The 20038-nt window shown below is 52.0% G+C and carries 15 protein-coding genes; 14 read left to right on the top strand and 1 reads right to left on the bottom strand.

Translation table 11 applies throughout. The features are described from left to right. Positions 1 to 21 precede the first annotated feature (21 nt). The 10 genes from MKY59_RS16740 to MKY59_RS16695 are packed head-to-tail and all read left to right on the top strand — an operon-like array spanning position 22 to position 12543. Positions 22 to 1218: an FAD-dependent oxidoreductase gene (locus MKY59_RS16740; RefSeq protein ID WP_339272484.1), complete on the top strand. Its 1197-nt coding sequence runs from the start codon at positions 22 to 24 to the stop codon at positions 1216 to 1218. Then, complete coding sequence (locus MKY59_RS16735; RefSeq protein WP_339272482.1) at positions 1215 to 2216, top strand: proline racemase family protein; 1002 nt, start codon at positions 1215 to 1217, stop codon at positions 2214 to 2216. Before MKY59_RS16740 ends, MKY59_RS16735 begins: the two co-directional genes overlap by 4 nt. A 22-nt stretch (positions 2217 to 2238) precedes the next feature. Beyond that, positions 2239 to 3261, top strand: a complete 1023-nt coding sequence (locus MKY59_RS16730) for a proline racemase family protein (protein ID WP_339272480.1) — start codon at positions 2239 to 2241, stop codon at positions 3259 to 3261. A 47-nt stretch (positions 3262 to 3308) separates the two neighbouring features. After that, a complete protein-coding gene (locus MKY59_RS16725) occupies positions 3309 to 4196 on the top strand; it encodes a dihydrodipicolinate synthase family protein (RefSeq protein ID WP_339272478.1) in 888 nt (295 codons plus the stop codon). Between the two features lie 55 nt (positions 4197 to 4251). After that, complete coding sequence (locus tag MKY59_RS16720; protein WP_339272476.1) at positions 4252 to 5688, top strand: aldehyde dehydrogenase family protein; 1437 nt, start codon at positions 4252 to 4254, stop codon at positions 5686 to 5688. A 13-nt stretch (positions 5689 to 5701) separates the two neighbouring features. Continuing rightward, entirely contained in the window at positions 5702 to 5974 is a 273-nt protein-coding gene (locus tag MKY59_RS16715) for a (2Fe-2S)-binding protein (protein ID WP_236412573.1), read from the top strand. Next, positions 5968 to 6306: a (2Fe-2S)-binding protein gene (locus MKY59_RS16710; RefSeq protein WP_339278416.1), complete on the top strand. Its 339-nt coding sequence runs from the start codon at positions 5968 to 5970 to the stop codon at positions 6304 to 6306. The genes MKY59_RS16715 and MKY59_RS16710 overlap by 7 nt, the downstream gene beginning before the upstream one ends. After that, positions 6303 to 7520: an FAD-dependent oxidoreductase gene (locus MKY59_RS16705; RefSeq protein WP_339272474.1), complete on the top strand. Its 1218-nt coding sequence runs from the start codon at positions 6303 to 6305 to the stop codon at positions 7518 to 7520. Before MKY59_RS16710 ends, MKY59_RS16705 begins: the two co-directional genes overlap by 4 nt. Before the next feature lie 2 nt (positions 7521 to 7522). After that, on the top strand, positions 7523 to 10198 hold the full coding sequence (locus tag MKY59_RS16700) for a LamG-like jellyroll fold domain-containing protein (protein ID WP_339272472.1): 2676 nt from the start codon (positions 7523 to 7525) through the stop codon (positions 10196 to 10198). A gap of 38 nt (positions 10199 to 10236) precedes the next feature. After that, positions 10237 to 12543 carry a beta-L-arabinofuranosidase domain-containing protein gene (locus tag MKY59_RS16695; RefSeq protein WP_339272470.1) on the top strand — a complete coding sequence of 769 codons (2307 nt, stop codon included), beginning with the start codon at positions 10237 to 10239 and terminating at the stop codon, positions 12541 to 12543. Positions 12544 to 12748: 205 nt separating this feature from the next. On the opposite strand, the gene MKY59_RS16690 is transcribed toward MKY59_RS16695, so the two are convergent. Further along, complete coding sequence (locus MKY59_RS16690) at positions 12749 to 14743, bottom strand: S-layer homology domain-containing protein (RefSeq protein ID WP_339272468.1); 1995 nt, start codon at positions 14741 to 14743, stop codon at positions 12749 to 12751. Between the two features lie 498 nt (positions 14744 to 15241). Here MKY59_RS16690 and MKY59_RS16685 point away from each other — a divergent pair, with 498 nt between their 5' ends. From MKY59_RS16685 to MKY59_RS16670, 4 genes are read left to right on the top strand one after another with little or no spacing between them, the layout of a single operon-like run. Next, entirely contained in the window at positions 15242 to 17575 is a 2334-nt protein-coding gene (locus tag MKY59_RS16685) for an FtsX-like permease family protein (protein WP_339272467.1), read from the top strand. A 12-nt stretch (positions 17576 to 17587) separates the two neighbouring features. Then, entirely contained in the window at positions 17588 to 18355 is a 768-nt protein-coding gene (locus MKY59_RS16680) for an ABC transporter ATP-binding protein (RefSeq protein WP_339272465.1), read from the top strand. Between the two features lie 60 nt (positions 18356 to 18415). Further along, positions 18416 to 19051, top strand: coding sequence for a TetR/AcrR family transcriptional regulator (locus MKY59_RS16675; protein WP_339272463.1), 636 nt, complete (start codon positions 18416 to 18418; stop codon positions 19049 to 19051). A gap of 20 nt (positions 19052 to 19071) precedes the next feature. Further along, positions 19072 to 19263, top strand: a complete 192-nt coding sequence (locus MKY59_RS16670) for a hypothetical protein (RefSeq protein WP_339272461.1) — start codon at positions 19072 to 19074, stop codon at positions 19261 to 19263. The last annotated feature ends 775 nt before the right edge of the window (positions 19264 to 20038 follow it).

Raw genomic sequence — 20038 nt, 5'->3', positions numbered from 1 at the left:
GGGGAGGCAGGGGAGCGATTCATGAATGCGGAATCTGCGGAAGTTGTTGTCATCGGCGGAGGCATTATCGGCCTGTCCATTGCTTATTATGCAGCGAAGCAAGGTATGGACGTGATTGTGGTGGAGCGAGGGGAGCTCGCCGGAGGAACCTCTTCCAAATGCGACGGCAATATTCTTGCGATTGACAAGGACCCCGGCTTTGACAGCCAGATGTCCTTAAAATCGCAGGAGCTGGTGGCGGAATGGGCTCGGGAGCTGGGTGAGGAATTCGAATACCGCGCCCCGGGCAGCATTCTGGTCTGCGAGACGGAAGAGGAGATGCTTGCCGCCGAAAACTGGGTTATACGCCAGCGTGAGGCCGGCCTTCCGTTCCGCATGCTCGACCAAAAAGATCTCCGCAGCGAATGGCCGGCACTGGCCGAAGATCTGCCCGGCGGCTTGGAGTGTGCCACGGATTCGACGGTGAATCCGGTGCTGCTCGCCTATTCGCTGGCATCTGCCGCCCGACGGTACGGAGCCAGGCTGCGGAACCATATGCCCGTTACGGCGATTTTGCTTGATGCAAAGCGGAGAATACGCGGAGTGGAGACTGCCGCCGGCACGATTCATACCCGGACCGTCATCAATGCTGCAGGGGTATGGTCGAAGCATATTGGACAAATGGTCGGACTGGATATTCCGATCGAACCCCGCAAGGGTCACATTCTGGTCGCTTCCCGCTGGGAGAGCATCGGGAAGCGAAAGGTGATGGAATTCGGTTACCTGATGAGCAAGTTTGGCGGAAAACGCAGCGTGGAACCGAAATTTGAACAATACGGGATCGCGCTCGTATTCGAACCGACTGCTTCGCAAAATTTCCTGATTGGCTCGAGCCGCCAATTTGCGGGGATGGACGCCCGGGTGGATCAGGAGGTCATCCAGCTTATCGCTGAAAGGGCGATTCGATTTTTTCCTGTCCTGAAACAGGTTCCGCTGCTTCGAACCTACGCGGGGCTGCGCCCTTGGACGCCGGATCATTTGCCCATCGTATCTGCTGTTGATGAAATTCCCGGATTCTATGTCGCGGCAGGGCACGAAGGCGATGGCATCAGCCTCGCGGCCGTTACGGGAAAGGTCATGAGCGAAATGCTGAAAGGAGTCCCGACCTGCATTCCGGTTGATCCGCTGCGTTATGACCGTTTCCGCCGAGAGGCGGGCAGACAGGAGGTAGTCTTTTGAAAATATCCAAGCTGGTGACCACCATCGACACGCACACGGGGGGAAACCCCACCCGGACCGTAACAAGCGGAGCACCCGAGCTGATCGGCTGCACAATGACCGAGAAGATGGTGTACATGTCCGAGCATTACGACGATTTTCGCCGGGCCCTGATGCTGGAGCCGCGGGGGCACGAAGTCATGTCAGGCTGCATTTTGACCCCGCCATGCAATAAAGAGGCAGACATCGGGGTTGTCTTCATTGAAAGCGGCGGATATTTGCCGATGTGCGGACACGACACCATCGGTTTATGCACCGCGTTGATCGAGGGAGGAATTTACCCGGGAAGCAAGGACGTCATCCATTTGGATACGCCGGCGGGTATGGTGAAAGCAAAGCTTACGGTGGAGAACGGAAAGGTGAAAAAGGTTTCGTTCACCAACATCGCCTCCTTTTTATACCAGTCGGATGTACGGGTTCGCGTGGAGGGCATTGGCGTCATTTCCGTGGATATTGCGTACGGGGGCAATTTTTACGGGCTTGTGGATGCGCGTCCGCTTCGTCTGCCGCTCGTTCCCGGCCGGGGTTCGGAAATCGTCGGGCTGGCGATCAAGATCCGGGAGGCGGTCAATCGTGAAATCGAGGTGGTACATCCCGAATTTCCCGTCATTCGCGGACTCACCCATATCGAGTTCTATAGTGATCCCGTATCGCCGTCGGCCAGCTGCCGGAATACGGTTGTTGTGCCCCCCGGCGGCATTGACCGCTCTCCCTGCGGCACGGGGACTTCGGCGAAGGTTGCTGTTCTTTACGCCAAGGGGGAACTGCAAAAGGGAGAGGAGTTTGTGCATGAAAGCATCGTGGGCTCCATGTTCCGGGCCAAAGTGTTGGAGGAAACGACCGTGGGCGGATTGACGGCAGTCATTCCCGAAATATCCGGTTCGGCGTGGATTACGGGCTTTCATCAATTTGTTTACCAGGACCAAGACCCGTTGAGTAAGGGATTCTTCCTGCTCTAACGAAGTTAATCGGAGGCCAGCTATGGAAACAACGAAATGGTATGCGGCGCTCGATACGCATTCCTGCGGTCAGCCGCTGCGGATCATCACCGGGGGGCTGCCGCAGATCAGCGGCTCCTCCCAGTATGAGAAGTCTTTATTTTTCAAACGACATTTCGATTCCGTCCGAAAGCTGCTGCTCGCTGAACCGCGTGGACACCGCGAGATGACGGGGGCGATTGTGACGGCACCAACGACGGAGGAAGCAAGCTTCGGGCTGTTATTCCTGAACCAGGCGGGCCTTTCGGCCATTAGCGGCCACGGAATCATCGCCGCCGTCGCGGCATGGACGTCGACGGGACAGCTGTCTCCTTCGGAAGCGGCCAAAGGCATTCTGATCGATTGCCCTGCCGGAACGGTCAAGGCATTTGCCGACTGCAACGGGCATGAGGTCCGCTCGGTTTCTTTTTGGAATGTCCCAAGCTTCGTGTATGCCGAGCAGCTTGCGGTGAAGGTTCAAGGCATGGAGGCAAGGGTCGATGTCGCCTTTGGCGGTGAGTTTTATGCTGTCGTCGATACGTCGATGTGGGAAACCGGTGATGTTTTTGCGCTTCCGAAGCTGCGGGAATGGGGCAGGCTGATCCGGGAGGAGATCGAGCGGCAGCTTGAGGTAAGGCATCCGCAATTGGACTGGATAACCGGAATTCACGGCGTCTTTTTTTATCAAAGGCACGATGCAACGGGCGATGACGGACACCCGAACCGGCTCGCATATCGCTGTGCGGCTGCATTGGCCGGAGAGCAGCTTGATCGGTCGCCCGGAGGGGCCGCCGCCTGCGCCCACATGGCGGTTCTGCATGCCCGCTGTCCGCTGGAGCCCGGGCAGCAGGTTATATATGAAGGCATCACTGGCGCCCAAATCGTAGGAAGCATCGCGAGTGAAACGGAAACTCACGGGTATCATGCCGTCATTCCCAGCCTTACCGGAACTGCTCACATTCTGGGCTTTATGAACTTTTTGCTCGATCCGTCGGACCCGCTGCCGGAAGGCTTTGTTCTGTACTGAATCGAGTACGATGCAGGCTGGATAACACTGAGGGGAGAAATATCAATATGCCAACATTTGAAGGGGTCTATGTCGCGCTTGTCACACCGTTTACAGCGGATTACGAGGTCGATTACCAGCGTCTTGCCGAGCTTTGCGATACGCTCATCTTACAGGGCGTGAACGGTTTGATTCCAGCCGGATCATTGGGCGAATATGCAACTTTGACGCAGGAGGAGCGGGCCAAGGTGGTAGAGACGGTCATCGAAGCCGCGGCAGGACGAGTGCCGGTGGTCGTCGGCTCCGCGGCGCCTTCCACCAAGCAGGCTGTAGATTGGGTACGGCACGCCAGGGATGCGGGAGCCGCCGGCGTGATGGCCTTGCCGCCGATCAATTACAAGCCGCTCGAGTCTGAGGTCGTCGCTCATTATGAAGCACTGAATGAAGTGGGGTTACCGATCATCGTTTACAACAACCCGCATGATTACAAAGTCGATTTGACGCCAGAGCTGCTTTCCAGGCTTTCCGGACTTGAACATGTCGTGGCCGTGAAGGAATTCTCCGGGGATATCCGCCGCGTGCACGCTATTTTGGCCCATACCGATCTGGAAGTGATGATCGGCGTTGACGATTTAGCCATGGAAGGTGCGTTGTGCGGAGCAACGGGCTGGATTTCGGGCGTGCCGAATGCCCTGCCCAAGGAAGGCGTGGAGCTGTTTAATCTGGCGAGACAAGGAAAAGTTCAGGAGGCAACCGATCTATATCGCCATCTTCTCCCGCTGTTTCACTTCGATGCCAGTCCGCAGCTCGTGCAATCGATCAAATATATGATGGAACTGGCCGGATTTTCGGCAGGACCGACGCGTCCACCCCGCCTTCCTCTCCCGGAAGCCGAGTATGCCGCCATTAAGGAAGCATTTGAGTTTGCCGTGAAGCGCGAATGGAGCCAGCCATGATCACTGGACTTGGGGGATCAGCTGAATGATGAGCTCTGCAAAAGGAGGAACGCCAATGAAAAACAGCCGCAACTGGATCGGGGGAGAATGGATCGAGCCGACGGCGGGAGAGTGCGCCGTATTCAGCCCATCCAATACCAAAGAGCAGGTAGGGGTGCTGCATTTATCGGATTCGTCGCAGGTCGTTCAGGCGGAGCAGGCGGCGCGAATAGCTTACGGCTCTTGGTCTGGCTTGAGCGGCCCCGCCAGAGCCGGTCATTTGGAACGGATGGCGGATCTGCTGGAGTCGGCCTCGGATGACGTCGCCCTTCTCTCAAGCCTGGAGATGGGGAAACCGATTGCCGAAATGCACGGGGAAGTAAGGCGGGGGGTGAATCTGCTGCGTTATTACGCCGCCGAGGGCCTGCGGGCGAACGGTGCGGTCATCCCTTCGAGTGAGCGGAATGTGCTGCAATTCACCAGGAAGGTTTCTCTCGGTGTGGCGGGCATCATTACGCCCTGGAACTTCCCCGTGGCCATTCCGATCTGGAAAATAGCGCCCGCGCTGATTTGCGGAAACACGGTCGTATGGAAGCCGGCCGAGCTTGCATCGCTGACCGCGACCAGGCTGGCGGAACTGTTTGAAGCAGCTGGGCTTCCGCCCGGCGTCATCAATCTGGTTATCGGCAAGGGCAGCCGGATCGGCAAGGCGCTGCTGGAGGAAACGCCTTTGGACGCCGTGAGTTTTACCGGCTCCACGTCCACAGGACTTGGCATTGCTCAAATGTGCGCCAGGCGCAATATCAAATATCAGACCGAAATGGGCGGCAAAAATGCTGCCGTCGTATTAAACGACGCGGATCTTGAAACGGCTGTGCCGCTCATTGTCAGCGGCGCGTTTCGATCGGCGGGGCAAAAATGCACGGCAACAAGCCGGATTATCGTGGAGTCAGGCATCTACGATTCGTTTGTCAGGGAATTGTCGCATGCCATGTCCAACATCAAGCTGGCCCCGGCATTGGACAGCGAGGCTTACCTCGGTCCCGTGGCTTCCGCAGGACAGTATGAAACCGTCATGTCCTATGTGCATATGGCGAACGAACAAGCGGATATTCTGGCGCAGGGCCCGCCTGTCTCCGGAGATTCAGAGGGGTATTATATTCGGCCGATCGTAGCCGCCGGCGTAAGCGCAGGTCACCCACTGATCCAGGAGGAAATATTCGGCCCCGTCGCCGCGGTGCTGAAAGCGGCCGACTTTGACGAAGCGGTAGCTTTGTGCAATCAATCGATTTATGGGCTGAGCGCTTCGCTGTTTACCCGAAATTTATCGGCTGCCCATCGGTTCCTGGACGAGGCTCGGGCCGGAATGGTCCGTGTCAATCAGGAAACCGCGGGTGTCGAGTATCAGTCCCCGTTTGGCGGCATGAAGCTGTCAAGCTCCCATTCGCGCGAACAGGGCCAGGCTGGACTGGATTTTTTCACCGAGCTTAAGACGTGCGCCATTTCTTATTGATAGGAGGTTTCCTATGAAACGCCCTTCCATGATCATTTGCCGATGCGAAGAAGTAACCCTCGCTCAATTGGAGACTGCCTACGGGTCAGGATGCCATACTTCGAGGCAGCTAAAAATGAAAACGCGGGCCGCCATGGGAGCTTGTCAGGGCAGGGTATGCAGACATCTCCTCGAGACCTGGGTGCATGCCCAAAATCCGGAGTCACCCCGAGACCCGGAGCTCCTGTCCCATCGTCCTCCGGTGCGGCCCGTGACCTTCGGCCAGTTGGCCAATGGTGAATTGTGATGGAACGGATTACGAATCATCCGATATTGGGCCGGTGGGAACGAGGCAGGGAACCGGTCAGCTTTATGTTTGGCGGCAGGACGCTGACCGGACTTCAGGGCGAGCCGATTGCGGCTGCCCTGCTGGCCTCGGGGATTCGCAGGCTGCGCAGGCATGAGGAGTCCGGTGCGGTCCGCGGCCTGTATTGCGCCATCGGCCACTGCATGGAATGCCGGCTGACCGTGGAAGGCAAGGGGCAGGTGCGCTCCTGTCTAACCCCGCTTGAAGAGGGGATGCGCATTTCCGAAGGGCGGCAGCTGTCCAATGAAATTACGGGGAGGAAGCTGCCATGACCCCGGCGACGTCATTCGATCTGTTGATCGTCGGAGCCGGCCCGGCGGGCTTATCGGCCGCCGCAGTGGCGGCCGGGCATGGCTTGAGCGTAGCTGTGCTGGATGAATTCCCGCAGCCCGGCGGGCGCATGCTGGGACAGTTCCACGAGGAAAAGGGGAAGTGGTGGGTTGGAAGGCAGGCTGCGGAGCAGTTGATCGAACAATGCCGCGTGCTGGGAGTGGATATCCGCTGCGGCGTTTCCGTTCACGGCATGTTTCGGCATGAACGTTGCTGGGTCGTGAGAGCCGGAGGCGCGTCGTTCACGGCTGCAAGGGTTCTCCTCGCCACCGGCGCCGCCGAAATTCCCCAGCCGACGCCGGGCTGGATGCTGCCAGGGGTCATGTCGATCGGAGCCGCCCAGGTAATGACCAATGTACACTTTGTGAAGCCGGGCCGTCGCGGGCTGATCATCGGCGTGAATGTGCTCGCCATGGCGATTGCCCGCGAGCTGTCCGTCAGCGGAATTTCGCTCGCCGGAATCGTGCTGCCAGAACAAAATTCGGTATTCGGCAAGGAAGATGTGCCTAAAGAAGCAGTGAAACGTCTGCTGGGCCTTGCTCATTTGGCCCCGTCTCCGCTGATGAGGATCGGGGGAAAGCTGGGCGCCCGCCTGGGGATGGCTGGTGCAATATCCCGCTTTTTTCCGCGGCGCGGGCTGAAAATATGGGATATCCCTTTACGGCTGCGCACTTCCGCGATTTCGATCAATGGCGAACATCATGTGGAATCCGTGACGCTGGCGGATGTAACCGGGACAGGTGAAATCATTCCGGGCAGCGAACGGGAGGAAAACGTCGATTTTGTGGCTCTTGCCGGAGGTTTATCCCCGCTCGCCGAATTGGCCGCGGTGGCCGGATGTCCATTGGTGTATGCAGAGGAACTCGGTGGTCATGTTCCGCTGCACAATGAGGATATGCAGACGCCGGTCGAGGGTTTGTACGTCGCCGGAAACATAACGGGTATCGAAAGCGCGCAGGTGGCTATGGCCCAGGGAAGAGTCGCGGCGGCCGCCATTTGCCGCGATGCCGGAGCACCGGGGAAGGACCGGGAACGTAACCTGCTTGAAGCGATGGAGCATGTTCGCCGGATTCGCGCCGCTGCTTTGATCCAATTTCATTCAGGTATTTCGGGCGCCAGAGACCGATTATATAAGACATGGAATAAGGAGGCATGAGTATGAAAAGGTGGTTATCCATGGTGCTTAGCTTTTCGCTGCTGGTGTCCTTATTTGCATTCCCGGCCGCGGCCGAGCCGGCGGAGGCGGAATCCACCGGCGAAGAGGCGAAGATCATTGACATTTTTGGCAGAACGCTTAACGATTACGGCGTTGAGCTGGTAGATTGGCAGGGATACATCGCCAATCCTTACGTGAAACTGAACGTGGTTCCGCCCGAGGACGCCGCCTATCCGTTGACGATCGATATTAAAGCCAAAGGCACTTCCCGCCTGATGATGGACCGTCCGAGCACGCTGAGCGCAACCGGGGCGGCAAAGACGTTAACGTTCCAAAATGCCGGCGAAAGCAAGCCCTTTCTGCTCGAAATCCATCCCGACCGAATCGGAGGCAATGGGGAGATCGAACATTACACGCTGGAGCTCGCGGTCACGGATGCCAATGGCGCTGTCCGAAAACAAACCACCCCGATTCGCGTATGGGACCAGGATGATGCCAGAGAGCCGAGCTTGCCGCTGAAATTTGATTACAGATACGATACGATCCAGCCCTATTTCAGCGATCCCGCGATCCGAGAGGCCAGCGAACAGGCGATCAAGGATTGGTTCTACTTCTTTGATATGGAGCCCTTTGATACCGTCCCGGCGAATTCGGAAGTCACCCGGCTGCCAAAGGATAACTTTGACGGTCATGACTCCGTGACCAATGATGAGCCTTACAACGGGATGTGGATCTATCTTAGAGGGCTCAACGGCCCTTATTCGACCGGCGGAGCGTCCGACAACGGGAAATATCATAAACGCAACGGCGTGACGGTCCCTGACCGAATTCACCGGTCGCTTCTCACCATTTTGGACTTTTACGATACCGCAACGCCGTTTACCTCGCTGGATGATGAGCAGTGGTACCTGACGGAGATGTCCGACACATCTACGGACGTGTACGGACTCATCATGCACGAATTCGGGCATGCGCTTGCGTTTTCCCATAGTTGGAGAGGCATGGCTGCTTATAAGCGCAGCGGAGGAACGGCGGATAATATCGTTGCCTACCAAGGGGTCCCGGTCCCGCTGGATGACACCTATCATATTCCCGGGGAACCGCAATACTGGGACCGGATCAGCGGCCAGAACGGCGGCCGTACTCATCTCTTTCACAACAAGCGCTGGATGCTGACCAAACTGACGCTGTTGATTGCGGAACAAGCGGGCTGGAAATTGAATCGTTCCCTGACACCTTTTCTTAGCCCGTCGATTAAAAACGTTCCGGTTCCCAATGCAAAGACAGGACAGCAATATGAACTGAAGCTGCAGGCCGAAGGCGGAGTTCCTTTCTATGATTGGAATATCACAGGGGGATCGCTGCCGGAGGGGCTGACGCTGGACCGCTTTACAGGTACGATCGCCGGCAAGGTATCCGGCAAAGCCAAGGGCAGCTACACATTTACGGTACAGCTTCGGGATTATGACGAAAAGAGCGCCCCGGTGCAAAAGGAATTCACGTTAAACGTCGGTCAGGGAGAGCTGGCAGGGAATTACTTGTTTGATGAAGAAGAGGCCGGGGATTCCGGTATCGCCCTTGATTATTCCGGTGCGGGCCATGATGCCGCCGTTTACCATGCTTCGCGCACGGACGGCGCAAGAGGCGGAGGGTTGGGCCTGAACGGCTCGTCAAGCTACATGAAGCTACCCGATACGATGCTGAAAGGAACCCGGGACTTTACATTCTCCGCCTGGGTAAACGTTAACGGGGGTCCGAGTCCGGACGGTGCATCCTCTGACAATTCGGATATCAACACAGCCAGCGCGCGCATTTTCGAATTTGTTTCAGCCGCAGGCACGTCGGCGGACCTAACCATCGAAGCCGGCGGTACGTTACGCTTCACAGCACCGGGCCCGCAAGGGACAGGAGCCGTGAGCGTTGCCGGCAGCGGCTTGACATCCGGACAATGGCATCATGCGGCGGTCACCCTATCCCGAAACACGGCAGTTCTGTACCTGGATGGGGTAGAACAGGCCAGGACCTCGGAAATGAATCCAGGACGTATTCGTTCCCTGCTGAACGGAGTGAACAAGTATATCGGAAAGTCCGGGACGGACGGACATTATTTTGCCGGCAGCCTCGATGAAATCAAGCTCTATTCGCGTGCGCTGGTTGGTGAAGAGATCGCCGCTCTAGCCGCGGATAAACCATCGCCGCCGGTTGTTGAACCGCCGGATCCCGCAAATCCGAACGTGGCGATCGAAGGAACCGTCTCAGCCTCCTACGTCTCGCCTTGGGAAAGCCTGGCGGGGCTGAATGACGAATACGAGCCGACAAGCTCGGCGGACAGGGGGCATCCGGTCTACGGAAACTGGGATACCCGCGGGAGCGAGCAGTGGGTGCAGTATGACTTCGACCGACCGTTCACCCTCTCCTCAAGCGAGGTTTACTGGTTTGACGACAATGATGGGATCGATCTGCCGGCATCGTTTTACATCCAGTATTGGACGGGAACCGATTGGGTGGAGGTGCCTGATCCTTCTGCATATGGCGTGCTTCCGGATCAGTATAACGTGACCTCCTTCGATCCGGTGACGACGACGAAAATCCGCCTTACCATGAAGGCCAAGGAAACGACATCCACAGGCATTCAACAGTGGAAGGTGATCGGAACGTCCGTCCCATCTCCAGGTTAACGGTCGGACGTACCACAAGCGAATAGGGGGGGCATGATATGGGTTCGGTTAAAGAGGAGGAACGCATCGTAATCCAGGATATGGAGGCGCTGTATTTGGGCAATCTGGCCACGGTGGAATTTGATCTCCGTTTGCCCCGGGAAGGCAAAAACGGCTCGAAAATCAGCTGGATATCGGGAGACTCCCGTTTTCTCCAGGACGACGGCACGGTAAATCGGCCGAAATATGGCATAGGCACACGCACGGTTCCGCTGCGGGCAACGTTTCGATACGGCGGCTGCAGCAAGGAAAAAGTCTACAACGTGACCATTTTGGAGGAAGAGAATCGAATTCGCGTGTCTCGGATTTATCCGATACGCCTGAAAGCGGATGTGGGGAAACCATTTTATTTGCCGGCGGTGGCCGTGGTCGAAACGGCCGAGGGGGAGATCATTTCCCATGCCGTGGATTGGGAACCGGGAGAGGAATATACGATGGATGAGCCCGGTCCCATCATGGTTAAAGGTGTCCTTAAAGACACGGCCATTCCGGTAAGCGCCGAGGTTTGGGCGGCAGCCGGGCAGGATCGGGAAACGATGGACACAATTCCTGCCGTGCATGGCTTTCCCGCTGTGGCGGTGGCGCTGAAGGAAGGAACCGCCTTTAAAGCGGCTCAGGACAGGAGCCTTGCCTTCTTGAAAAAGGTCAATGACGATCAGATGCTGTATAATTTCCGAGCCGCTGCCGGACTGGATACGCGCGATGCTCCGGAAATGACCGGTTGGGATTCGCCAGGGTGCTTGCTGAGGGGACATACGACCGGACATTATCTGTCTGCGCTGGCGTTGTGCTACGCAGCTTCGGGAGATGAGGACATCAAGCGGAAGGCGGAGTATATGATCGCTTCGCTGGAAGAGTGCCAGCATGCTTTTGCTGGTCAGCCTGGATTTGATGCCGGCTTCCTCAGCGGTTACTCCGAGGAGCAGTTTGACCTGTTGGAGAAGTTTACCCGGTATCCGGAAATATGGGCTCCTTACTATACCCTGCACAAAATTTTTGCCGGATTGCTCGATTGTTATCGCCTTTTGGGAATCCATACGGCGCTGAAGATCGCCGATCAGCTTGGCGATTGGGTATACCGCCGTTTGAACCGGCTTCCAAACCGCGTGCTCAAAACGATGTGGGGCATGTACATCGCCGGCGAATTCGGCGGGATGAACGAATCGCTTGCCGAGCTGTACTCCATCACGCGCAAGTCTGAACATCTGGCGGCGGCGAACCTGTTTGACAACGACCGCTTGTTCGTTCCGCTGCGCGCGGGTATAGATGCCCTCGGCGGCCTCCACGCCAACCAGCATATCCCCCAGGTGATCGGCTCCCTGAAAATATTCCAGGCAACCGGGGAGAAGGCGTATTACGACATGTCCCGCTTTTTTTGGCAGGCCGTCACGGGTGCGCATATCTATTCGATTGGCGGCACGGGAGAAGGCGAAATGTTCCGGCAGCCAGGCAAAATTGGAGAATTTCTCAGCGAAAAAACCGCAGAAACCTGCGCCTCGTACAATATGCTGAAACTGACGAAGGAATTGTTTGCGTATCATCCGGCAGCGGAATATATGGATTATTACGAGCGTACGATGTTTAATCACATTTTGGCCTCATGCGATCATCAGCCGACGGGAGGCAGCACGTATTTCATGCCGCTGGCACCCGGCGGGACAAAGTCTTTTGACGTGACGGGGAATACTTGCTGCCATGGCACGGGCTTGGAGAATCATTTTAAATATGCCGAAGCTATTTATCATTACGATAAATCTGCGCTGTATGTGAACCTGCTGGTTCCTTCAACCCTCCATTGGCGGGAACGGCAGATGAAGCTGACGCTGGACGTGGAGCCGCAAGATCCCGGAAAAGCGGCGCTGCGGATGGAGGGAACGGGGGATTTTGCATTGAAGATTCGCCGTCCATACTGGGCCGGACCGGAATGCCGCATGGAGATCAACGGCAAGCCTGCCAACATGGCCGATGACCCTACAGGATATATCTGCATCAGTCGGGATTGGCAGGATGGAGACGAGATCAAGCTCTTTTTCGACTGCAGGCTCCGCCTGGAAACGGCGCCGGATCGGGAAGAACTGGCATCTCTTGCGTATGGACCGTACATTTTGGCTGCGCTCTCTGATGCAAATGACTATTTGCAGCTTCAATTGCACGAAGATGACCTGATGAGAAGTTTCACCAAGGAGATTGGGCAGCATGGGTTTGCTTTCCGATACACTTTGAAGGATTTGTTGTTCATTCCGCTGGCGAGTGTGTTTCACGAACGATATCACGTCTATATTGAACGGAACCCGATGGGATCATAGGGTGGAAATGCAAGCGCACACTTTTGCAGTGTGCGTTTTTTCGTAAGACAAGAACAGGGGAGTTCATTATTTCTTTGGACATTACACTAAAATAATCGGTAGCAGCAGGAACGGGCTAAAGGTAAGCAGCATCTTAAAGTTCCATAACAAAAAAGAGCCACCTCTATGATCGTTCATACGACCCAAAGAGGTGGCTAACAGGATTTTAATATTCAAAAATTGGTTCTGAAACGAATGTAATGTATTGGTCTGGAGCTGGAGATTTGCTGGATTCTGTTCCGTCAGCGTCTGCTTTAACATTTATATTGTAGCTGCCTTGCTCTGGTATATCCTTATTATTCAAATAGAAGGACACCAAAGTGTATTTACCGTTTATTCCGGATATAGTAAGTGTTTTGCCGTCATCACTGATTTGCTCGGGAGCTATTCGAGTGATCAATGGTACATCATTAAGAGTTTCGTTACTTATAGAGTATTCATCACCTTCTGCAAACGTAATTCCTTCGACAGTTACTTCTAAAGTACCATTGTTGAAATCATCATTAGTCTGGTAATAGAAGTCCAGGTTTACACCGCTATCCCCTGAGTTGAACGCTGCTCGTGACTCATAATTTCCAAAAAGAAAAAGGTCGCTGCCAATCGTAGGAGTCTGTACGCCTTTAGTCAAAGTAAATTTAAATGCATTTTCGGCACTCTTTGCAGACTCGTATTGTGTTCCAGTATACATGGCAGTTATTACAAAGGTATAGTCACCCGGTTCAAGGTATCCGAGATCGCCAGTTAATGAGCCGTCGCTTTGACTTGTTCCCTTGAAATATCCTGATCCCAATTCACCGTCGTCAACAACATTATTTCCATTTTTGTCATCCCATGGGTAGATATACACCCATGCATTTGCACGGCTTACTGCAGATGCCTGCCCGATGATTCGGTCAACCTCATTCGAGTAATTATCAATGACTGAAAATTTGCTTGCGTCCACTGTGAGAGGCGCTTCTTCAGTCGGTGGCTCCATTACGACCTGTTCTAAAACCTTATAACTTGTTACCCCGGTCGTGGTTCCTGTAGCAGCAATCGGTGTTACCTCAACGCTGATATAATGATCAACATCATCTGAAGTAAAAGTGTAGGAACTACTATTGGCATCAGGAATTAATACTTTTTCCCTTCCCTCACTATTCGCTGAGCGATACCAAGCATAATTCACAGATTGTTGTTGGTCATCTTCTGCATCATCATAGGTAAAGCCGATAGTGACCTTTTGACCAACAACCAACTTTTCGGTTTCCTCTTCAAACATAAAACGCAAATCTTTAGCTACAGGAGCCGCATTAATTGGTGATTCTGGATTCGGATTTGGCTCTGGATTTGGAGTTGGTGCGGGAGATGGTGTTGGCGATGGGTCACGATCAGGCACCGATGGAGAAGCTGGCTCAGGAGTTGAGCTTGATACAGGCGTCGATGGTTGTTGCTGTACAGGCTTGACGGGATCTTTCACAGGCTCCTGCTCTGGCTTTTGTTCCGGCTCAGGTTTGGTCGTTGCTTCTTCTGCTTGTTCTTGATCTAACTCGGTTTTTTTCGTGAGAAATTTAGAAGTAACCAAAGCTACATCCTGGCGCTTTGCACTTCCTGAAGGATTAAAACTCCCATCTTTGTTTCCTTCCATTAATTTCATTTCGATGGCAACTGCCACATATTCTTTAGCCCAGTCTGAAATAAATGAAGAATCGGAAAATTCAAGTTTTGAACCCTTGCCGGTTGTATCAACGTTTAAAGCATTCACAAAAATGACTGCCATCTGTTCGCGCGTGAGTGGTTCGGTACCAGCAAATTTTCCGTTGCCGACACCTTGAATTAATCCTGCTTTATACGCTGCTTCAACGGCAGCAAATGCATAGGAGCTTGCAGGTACATCCGAGAAGGTTGTTGATTGCGATGAGGCTATACTTAAATCAAGATTTAATGCTTTGGATAATACGATTGCAAAATCTTGTCTTGTAATGTTGCCGGATGGATTGAATTTTCCGTTGCCGGTCCCGTTCATTATCCCTGCGTCTGCCAATTCGATGATGGCGTTTTTGGCATAATTGTTTGGAATATCCGTGAGGGATGATGAAGACGCTGCAATTGGGGATGCTAAAACTCCCAGCAAAAGAGTCGTTGAAAGGATGGATGCTGCAGCCAGTTTACGTGTTTTCATAAATATCCCCTTAATACAGTATAAAAGACTTATATTATATCGGATTCAGCAAGGGGATTTTTAATACTATTTTATTACAAAATTCACTTCAGAATTCCCGGTGTATATACATAAAGATGAAAATGGAAGGTCGCCCATTCTAAAATCAATCCATTGAACTTGCATATACATATATACATCCAAGTGAGACATCCAAAAGTAGAGTCCCTGTGGTAAAGAAAGGGTCTGACGATTTACGTTGGGGCATGGATGAATGTATTCATACTTTTTTTGATCTATGACGAATAATGTAAATTCAGGGTTGAAGTACAATTTTTTGAAGATTGATAGAACTATATGGATTTACTTTTTGCATATATGAGAATGAAAATGACAAATATTTCGACAAATTAGAAAAATATGTACTAATTGACAAATGTAAAAGCGATTATATAATGTGGATATCTACACGTCGGGAATGGGGCAGGAATTTGTAGATGAGAGGAGCCATGTTTGTTTATGCTGCTACGAATGCTGAGAAATGATATTTCCAGAAAGAAAGGAATCACGGCTGCGTTGTTTATTTTTGTACTGCTGGCAGCCTTGCTGGTATCTTCGGGGTCACGGATGATTATGGAGCTGACGAGTTCCATTCAATATTTATTCTCTGAATCCAAGACACCACACTTTGTGCAAATGCATGCCGGAGAGATGGATCAGGCCAAAGTACACACATGGGCCGAGGATCAACCCATGGTCGCGCAGCATCAGATTGTAGAGATGGTCAATATTGATGGCGCCAATCTGTTTCTCGGAGCAGAATCTGAAAAAAATAGCGTCATGGACATCGATTTTGTTGCTCAGAATCAGGATTTCGACTACTTACTGAATTTGAACAGTGAAATTATACAGGTTAAGGATGGCGAGATTGCTGTCCCCGTATATTACATGCAGCAGAATCAATTAAGCGTGGGGGACCAGATACGAATCGATAATGGACCATTTGAGCGTTCGTATACCATTGTCGATTTTGTCCGGGATGCCCAGATGAACCCGTCAGTTGTACACTCCAAACGTTTCGTGGTGAGCCCGGACAACCTGATGGAACTGAAGCAGGGTGTCGGAGAGATGGAGTATCTCATCGAATTTCGATTGACCGATCCCGGAAAGACAGGAGAGTTCACACAAGCCTATCAGAACGCCGGACTTCCCAATGCCGGTCCGGTTGTGACTTATGGACTGTTTCAGTTACTGAATGCCATGACTGATGGCGTAATAGCAGCCGTTATTATTTTGGTCAGCCTTGTGCTGATTCTGATCGCCATGCTCTGTATCCGGTTCACGATGCTGGCTACGATCGAAGAGGATTACCGGGAGATCAGTGTCATGAAAGCCATCGGGATCGCAGAGAAAGACATTAAGAAACTGTATCTCATGAAGTATGTATTTATGGCCGGGTTCGCTTCCCTGCTGGGTTACGTTGCATCACTAGGCGTTAACAGACTTTTTGTCTCAAATATTTTGTTGTATATGGGCAAAGCACCTGCAACCCTGCTGCATTTTGCCGTGCCTTTACTGGCTGCCGGATTGATATTTGCCATGGTCGTTCTGTTCTGCCGGACGGTGCTGCGGCGGTTTCGGTCCATCTCTGCCGTGGAGGCGCTTCGGACGGGAAGTCTGGGAGATACACAGATCGTTCGCAATCGTCTCAGTCTGTCCCGCAATCGCTGGTCTTCCGTGCCGATCTTTCTGGGACTGAAAGAAGTCGTACAGCGAATCAAGATGTTCCGTTTGTTATTATTCGTGTTTGTCGTCAGTTCGTTCATCATGATCGTGCCGATTAATTTCCTTAACACTTTGCAGGCACCAAGCTTTATTTCCTATATGGGTGTAGGACAAAGCGATATTCGCATTGACTTGAGGCATACTGACGATGTTGAGCAGCGCTATGAAAATCTGATTTCCCGGATCAAGACCGATCCCGACATCAAAACGTATTCCCCGCTGGTAACAAGCCGGTTCAAAGTTCGGAATGCAGAGGGCAGTTATGATAATCTGAGCGTGGAAAGCGGCGACTTCAGCATTTTCCCGTTGTCTTATGTCAGCGGTAATGCGCCAACGACCGAGAACGAAATTGCATTGTCCGATGCGAACAGCAGCGAGCTCGGGCTGAAGACGGGAGAACAGCTAACCTTGCTGGTTAATGGCAAAGACCAGGTCATGACGGTCAGCGGTATCTATCAGGACGTAACGAATGGCGGAAAAACGGCAAAAGCTCTGCTGCCATACAACAAGGATAGTGTGCTGTGGTATGTGGTCAGCCTTGATCTGAAAGATCGCAGTCAAATGGCTGCCAAAATTGCCGAATTTGAAACATCCTTCTCTCCAGCAAAAGTGACGGATCTTCAAGGGTATCTGGATCAGACGCTCGGGGGAACCATTCAGCAATTAAAGTTGGTCACCATGCTGGCCTTGGCCATCGGGGTATTCATATCGATACTAATCACCTCGTTGTTTCTTCAAATGTTGGTAGCCAAGGATAATAACGATATTGCTGTGCTAAGAAGTCTCGGTTTTGCCTTGTCCAAGATTAAGCTGAAGTATGTAGTCATGTCACTTATCATATTGACTTTCGGAGTTGCTGCCGGAACAGTACTGTCCAATACGCTCGGACCACTGCTTGTCAGCAGTATTATGTCCACATTTGGCGCTTCCAGTATTGTCTTCGTTATTGACCCGATACAGGCGTATATTCTGTGTCCGTTGTTGCTTGCAGGAACCATCGTACTGACGGCTTGGATCAGCATCCAGTCGATCAAGGAAGCCAGCATATCCAAAATGATCGTGGAATAGTGAGGAACAACGATGACAACGATACTAGAAGCCAAAGACGTGAATAAATCCGTAGCAATCGGTGAGAATGAAGAGCATAGCATTTTGAAAGATATTAATCTCCAATTAAAAAAAGGAGAGTTCGTATCCATTATGGGCCCGTCCGGCTCAGGCAAGTCTACGTTATTGTACAACATCAGCGGCATGGATCAGGTCAGTGCCGGCAGTGTCTACTTTAACGGCAAAAAAATATCCGCATTCCAGGAGAGCGACCTCGCAAGTTTGCGCTTGACCAAGATGGGGTTTATCTTTCAGAACATTCATTTGCTCAAGAATCTGAACTTGCTGGATAACATCGTACTTTCCGCGTATCTTGCCAAGAACAGCAGCAGGGATGCCATTAATGCAAGGGCGCTGTCACTCATGAAAAAGATGGGAATTGACGGGCTGGCTCATCACAACATCACGCAAGCCTCGGGAGGGCAGCTGCAGCGGATTGCCATTTGCCGGGCGCTTATCAATAATCCGGATATTTTGTTTGGAGATGAGCCGACAGGGGCACTGAATTCCAAGTCTACACACGAGATCATGGATATTCTTGGCGACATCAATGCCGCAGGTACTACCATTCTGCTTGTAACGCATGATGTCAGGGTCGCTGCCAGGTCAGAACGAGTTCTGTTCATGATGGACGGCAAACTGGTCGCAGATAAACATATCGGCAAATATGCAAGAGAACGTCAGGATCTGAAAAACAGGGAAAGTCATCTGTCACAATGGTTAGCTGAAATGGGGTTCTAATTCAAAAACTTCACGACTGGAATAGACCGACAGTCGGTCGAATGGATCGGAGGACAGAATATGAGATTGATTAAAAATCCGGAAGAACGCAGAAATGAAATACTGGATGCGGCCGAGATTCTGTTCGTGACAAAAGGGTACACCAAAGCGACCGTCATGGATATTCTCCAGGCTTGCAACATTGCCAAGGGCACCTTTTATTATTATTTCCAGTCCAAGGAAGAGGTTATGAATGCCATCGTCATGCGTTTTATTCTGAACGGGGAGGCATCAGCCAAACGTGTAGTATCTGATCCGAACCTGAACGCCCATGACAAAATTTTTCGCATTATTATGGCGCAAAATCAGCCTGACGAAAAAAAGCTCGGGCTGATTGAGCAATTGCACCATGTGCAAAATGTGGAAATGCATCAAAAAAGTCTTGTTGAGACGGTTCTCCGATTAAGCCCCATCTTGGCTGAAGTGGTCGAGCAGGGCATTCAGGAAGGAGTGTTTCACACACCTAATCCCAAGGAAGCTATTGAATTTTTGCTGGTATCCTCACAATTTTTACTGGATCAGGGCATTTTTCAATGGGAGGAAGAGGAGCTCCGGAAAAAGGTGGAAGCTTTCGCTCATATCACGGAACGTGTTCTGGGAGCGGAACAAGGAAGCTTCACCTACATCACCCGTTTATATTTCCCACATCAAGCCTAGAAGAGAAAGGAGCAGCATCGATGGAACATACGGTTCAAAAATCCTTTGGCAAGTTTCTGGTTGTATGGTTTGGTCAGCTCATCTCCATGATCGGGATTGGCCTTACGGCCTTCTCACTGGGAGTGTATGCCTTCGAAAAGACGAATACGGCAACGAGTGTTCCCCTCATTACCCTGTTTACATTTCTGCCCAACATCCTGCTCTCGTTATAAGGAAAGAGGCCCATTCGGATGCCATCTAGATCAGCAAGCGAACAAAGGGGAATATTAAACAGAATTTGTTCTGATCGCGTTGACATTCCAACAATCTAGTATAACAACGGAGGGATGGAAATGAGAATAGCACAACGTATTGGAGTCATATCTTCAATTTGCACCATGATTCTATGGATTATATTAGCTTTATTAAATCCTTACACGCATGAACGTGCTGAGAACGATGTTATAATAAGCACACTATTTTCGCTTTTCGTTCCAGCTTGTGTAGCGTTGTTAGCATCCGTTATCCATAAGCCATCACTTATGTTTATTGCATTTTTGTGGTCGCTTCCTATCAGCCTATATATGACGATGACCCCGAGTATTTTTAAATTGTTTGGAGTTACTTCTTTTATGTACCTCATAGCGGGTATTTTGACAATAAGGTCGCGACTTAAGGGGATTAATTAGGAATAGAGCTCAAGGGACCGAATGCTGGACACCCTTAACAAGATGCTGGAGTATCGTACTCTACTTATGAACGATCCGCAAAAAGCTCAAGAGATGCTAATGACAAGGCATTCAAGCTCATCCGATTAAGATGCTTTAAAATTAGATAGGGAGAGGACGAGGGGCTTACGAGGCATGTTGAGCTGGTACCTTACGACTTACTACTCCCATAAAGAAGATTGAGAACCCCTATTAGGAGAAGTGAACTTTATATTTTGGGAGTAATTGTGTTTAGATTATAACAAATAAAGAATCGTTGGAGCTCATTATAATGAACTTA

It is taken from the genome of Paenibacillus sp. FSL W8-0426, from assembly GCF_037969725.1.
Lineage (GTDB): Bacteria > Bacillota > Bacilli > Paenibacillales > Paenibacillaceae > Paenibacillus > Paenibacillus hubeiensis.
This window is presented reverse-complemented; position numbering and strand designations above follow the sequence as displayed.

Excerpts from the sequence above, each read along its gene's own strand:
- MKY59_RS16740 (WP_339272484.1), top strand. The coding sequence starts at position 22 with ATGAATGCGGAATCTGCGGAAGTTGTTGTCATCGGCGGAGGCATTATC.
- MKY59_RS16730 (WP_339272480.1), top strand. The coding sequence starts at position 2,239 with ATGGAAACAACGAAATGGTATGCGGCGCTCGATACGCATTCCTGCGGT.
- MKY59_RS16725 (WP_339272478.1), top strand. The coding sequence starts at position 3,309 with ATGCCAACATTTGAAGGGGTCTATGTCGCGCTTGTCACACCGTTTACA.
- MKY59_RS16720 (WP_339272476.1), top strand. The coding sequence starts at position 4,252 with ATGAAAAACAGCCGCAACTGGATCGGGGGAGAATGGATCGAGCCGACG.
- MKY59_RS16715 (WP_236412573.1), top strand. The coding sequence starts at position 5,702 with ATGAAACGCCCTTCCATGATCATTTGCCGATGCGAAGAAGTAACCCTC.
- MKY59_RS16705 (WP_339272474.1), top strand. The coding sequence starts at position 6,303 with ATGACCCCGGCGACGTCATTCGATCTGTTGATCGTCGGAGCCGGCCCG.
- MKY59_RS16700 (WP_339272472.1), top strand. The coding sequence starts at position 7,523 with ATGAAAAGGTGGTTATCCATGGTGCTTAGCTTTTCGCTGCTGGTGTCC.
- MKY59_RS16695 (WP_339272470.1), top strand. The coding sequence starts at position 10,237 with ATGGGTTCGGTTAAAGAGGAGGAACGCATCGTAATCCAGGATATGGAG.
- MKY59_RS16690 (WP_339272468.1), bottom strand. The coding sequence starts at position 14,743 with ATGAAAACACGTAAACTGGCTGCAGCATCCATCCTTTCAACGACTCTT.
- MKY59_RS16685 (WP_339272467.1), top strand. The coding sequence starts at position 15,242 with ATGCTGCTACGAATGCTGAGAAATGATATTTCCAGAAAGAAAGGAATC.
- MKY59_RS16680 (WP_339272465.1), top strand. The coding sequence starts at position 17,588 with ATGACAACGATACTAGAAGCCAAAGACGTGAATAAATCCGTAGCAATC.
- MKY59_RS16675 (WP_339272463.1), top strand. The coding sequence starts at position 18,416 with ATGAGATTGATTAAAAATCCGGAAGAACGCAGAAATGAAATACTGGAT.
- MKY59_RS16670 (WP_339272461.1), top strand. The coding sequence starts at position 19,072 with ATGGAACATACGGTTCAAAAATCCTTTGGCAAGTTTCTGGTTGTATGG.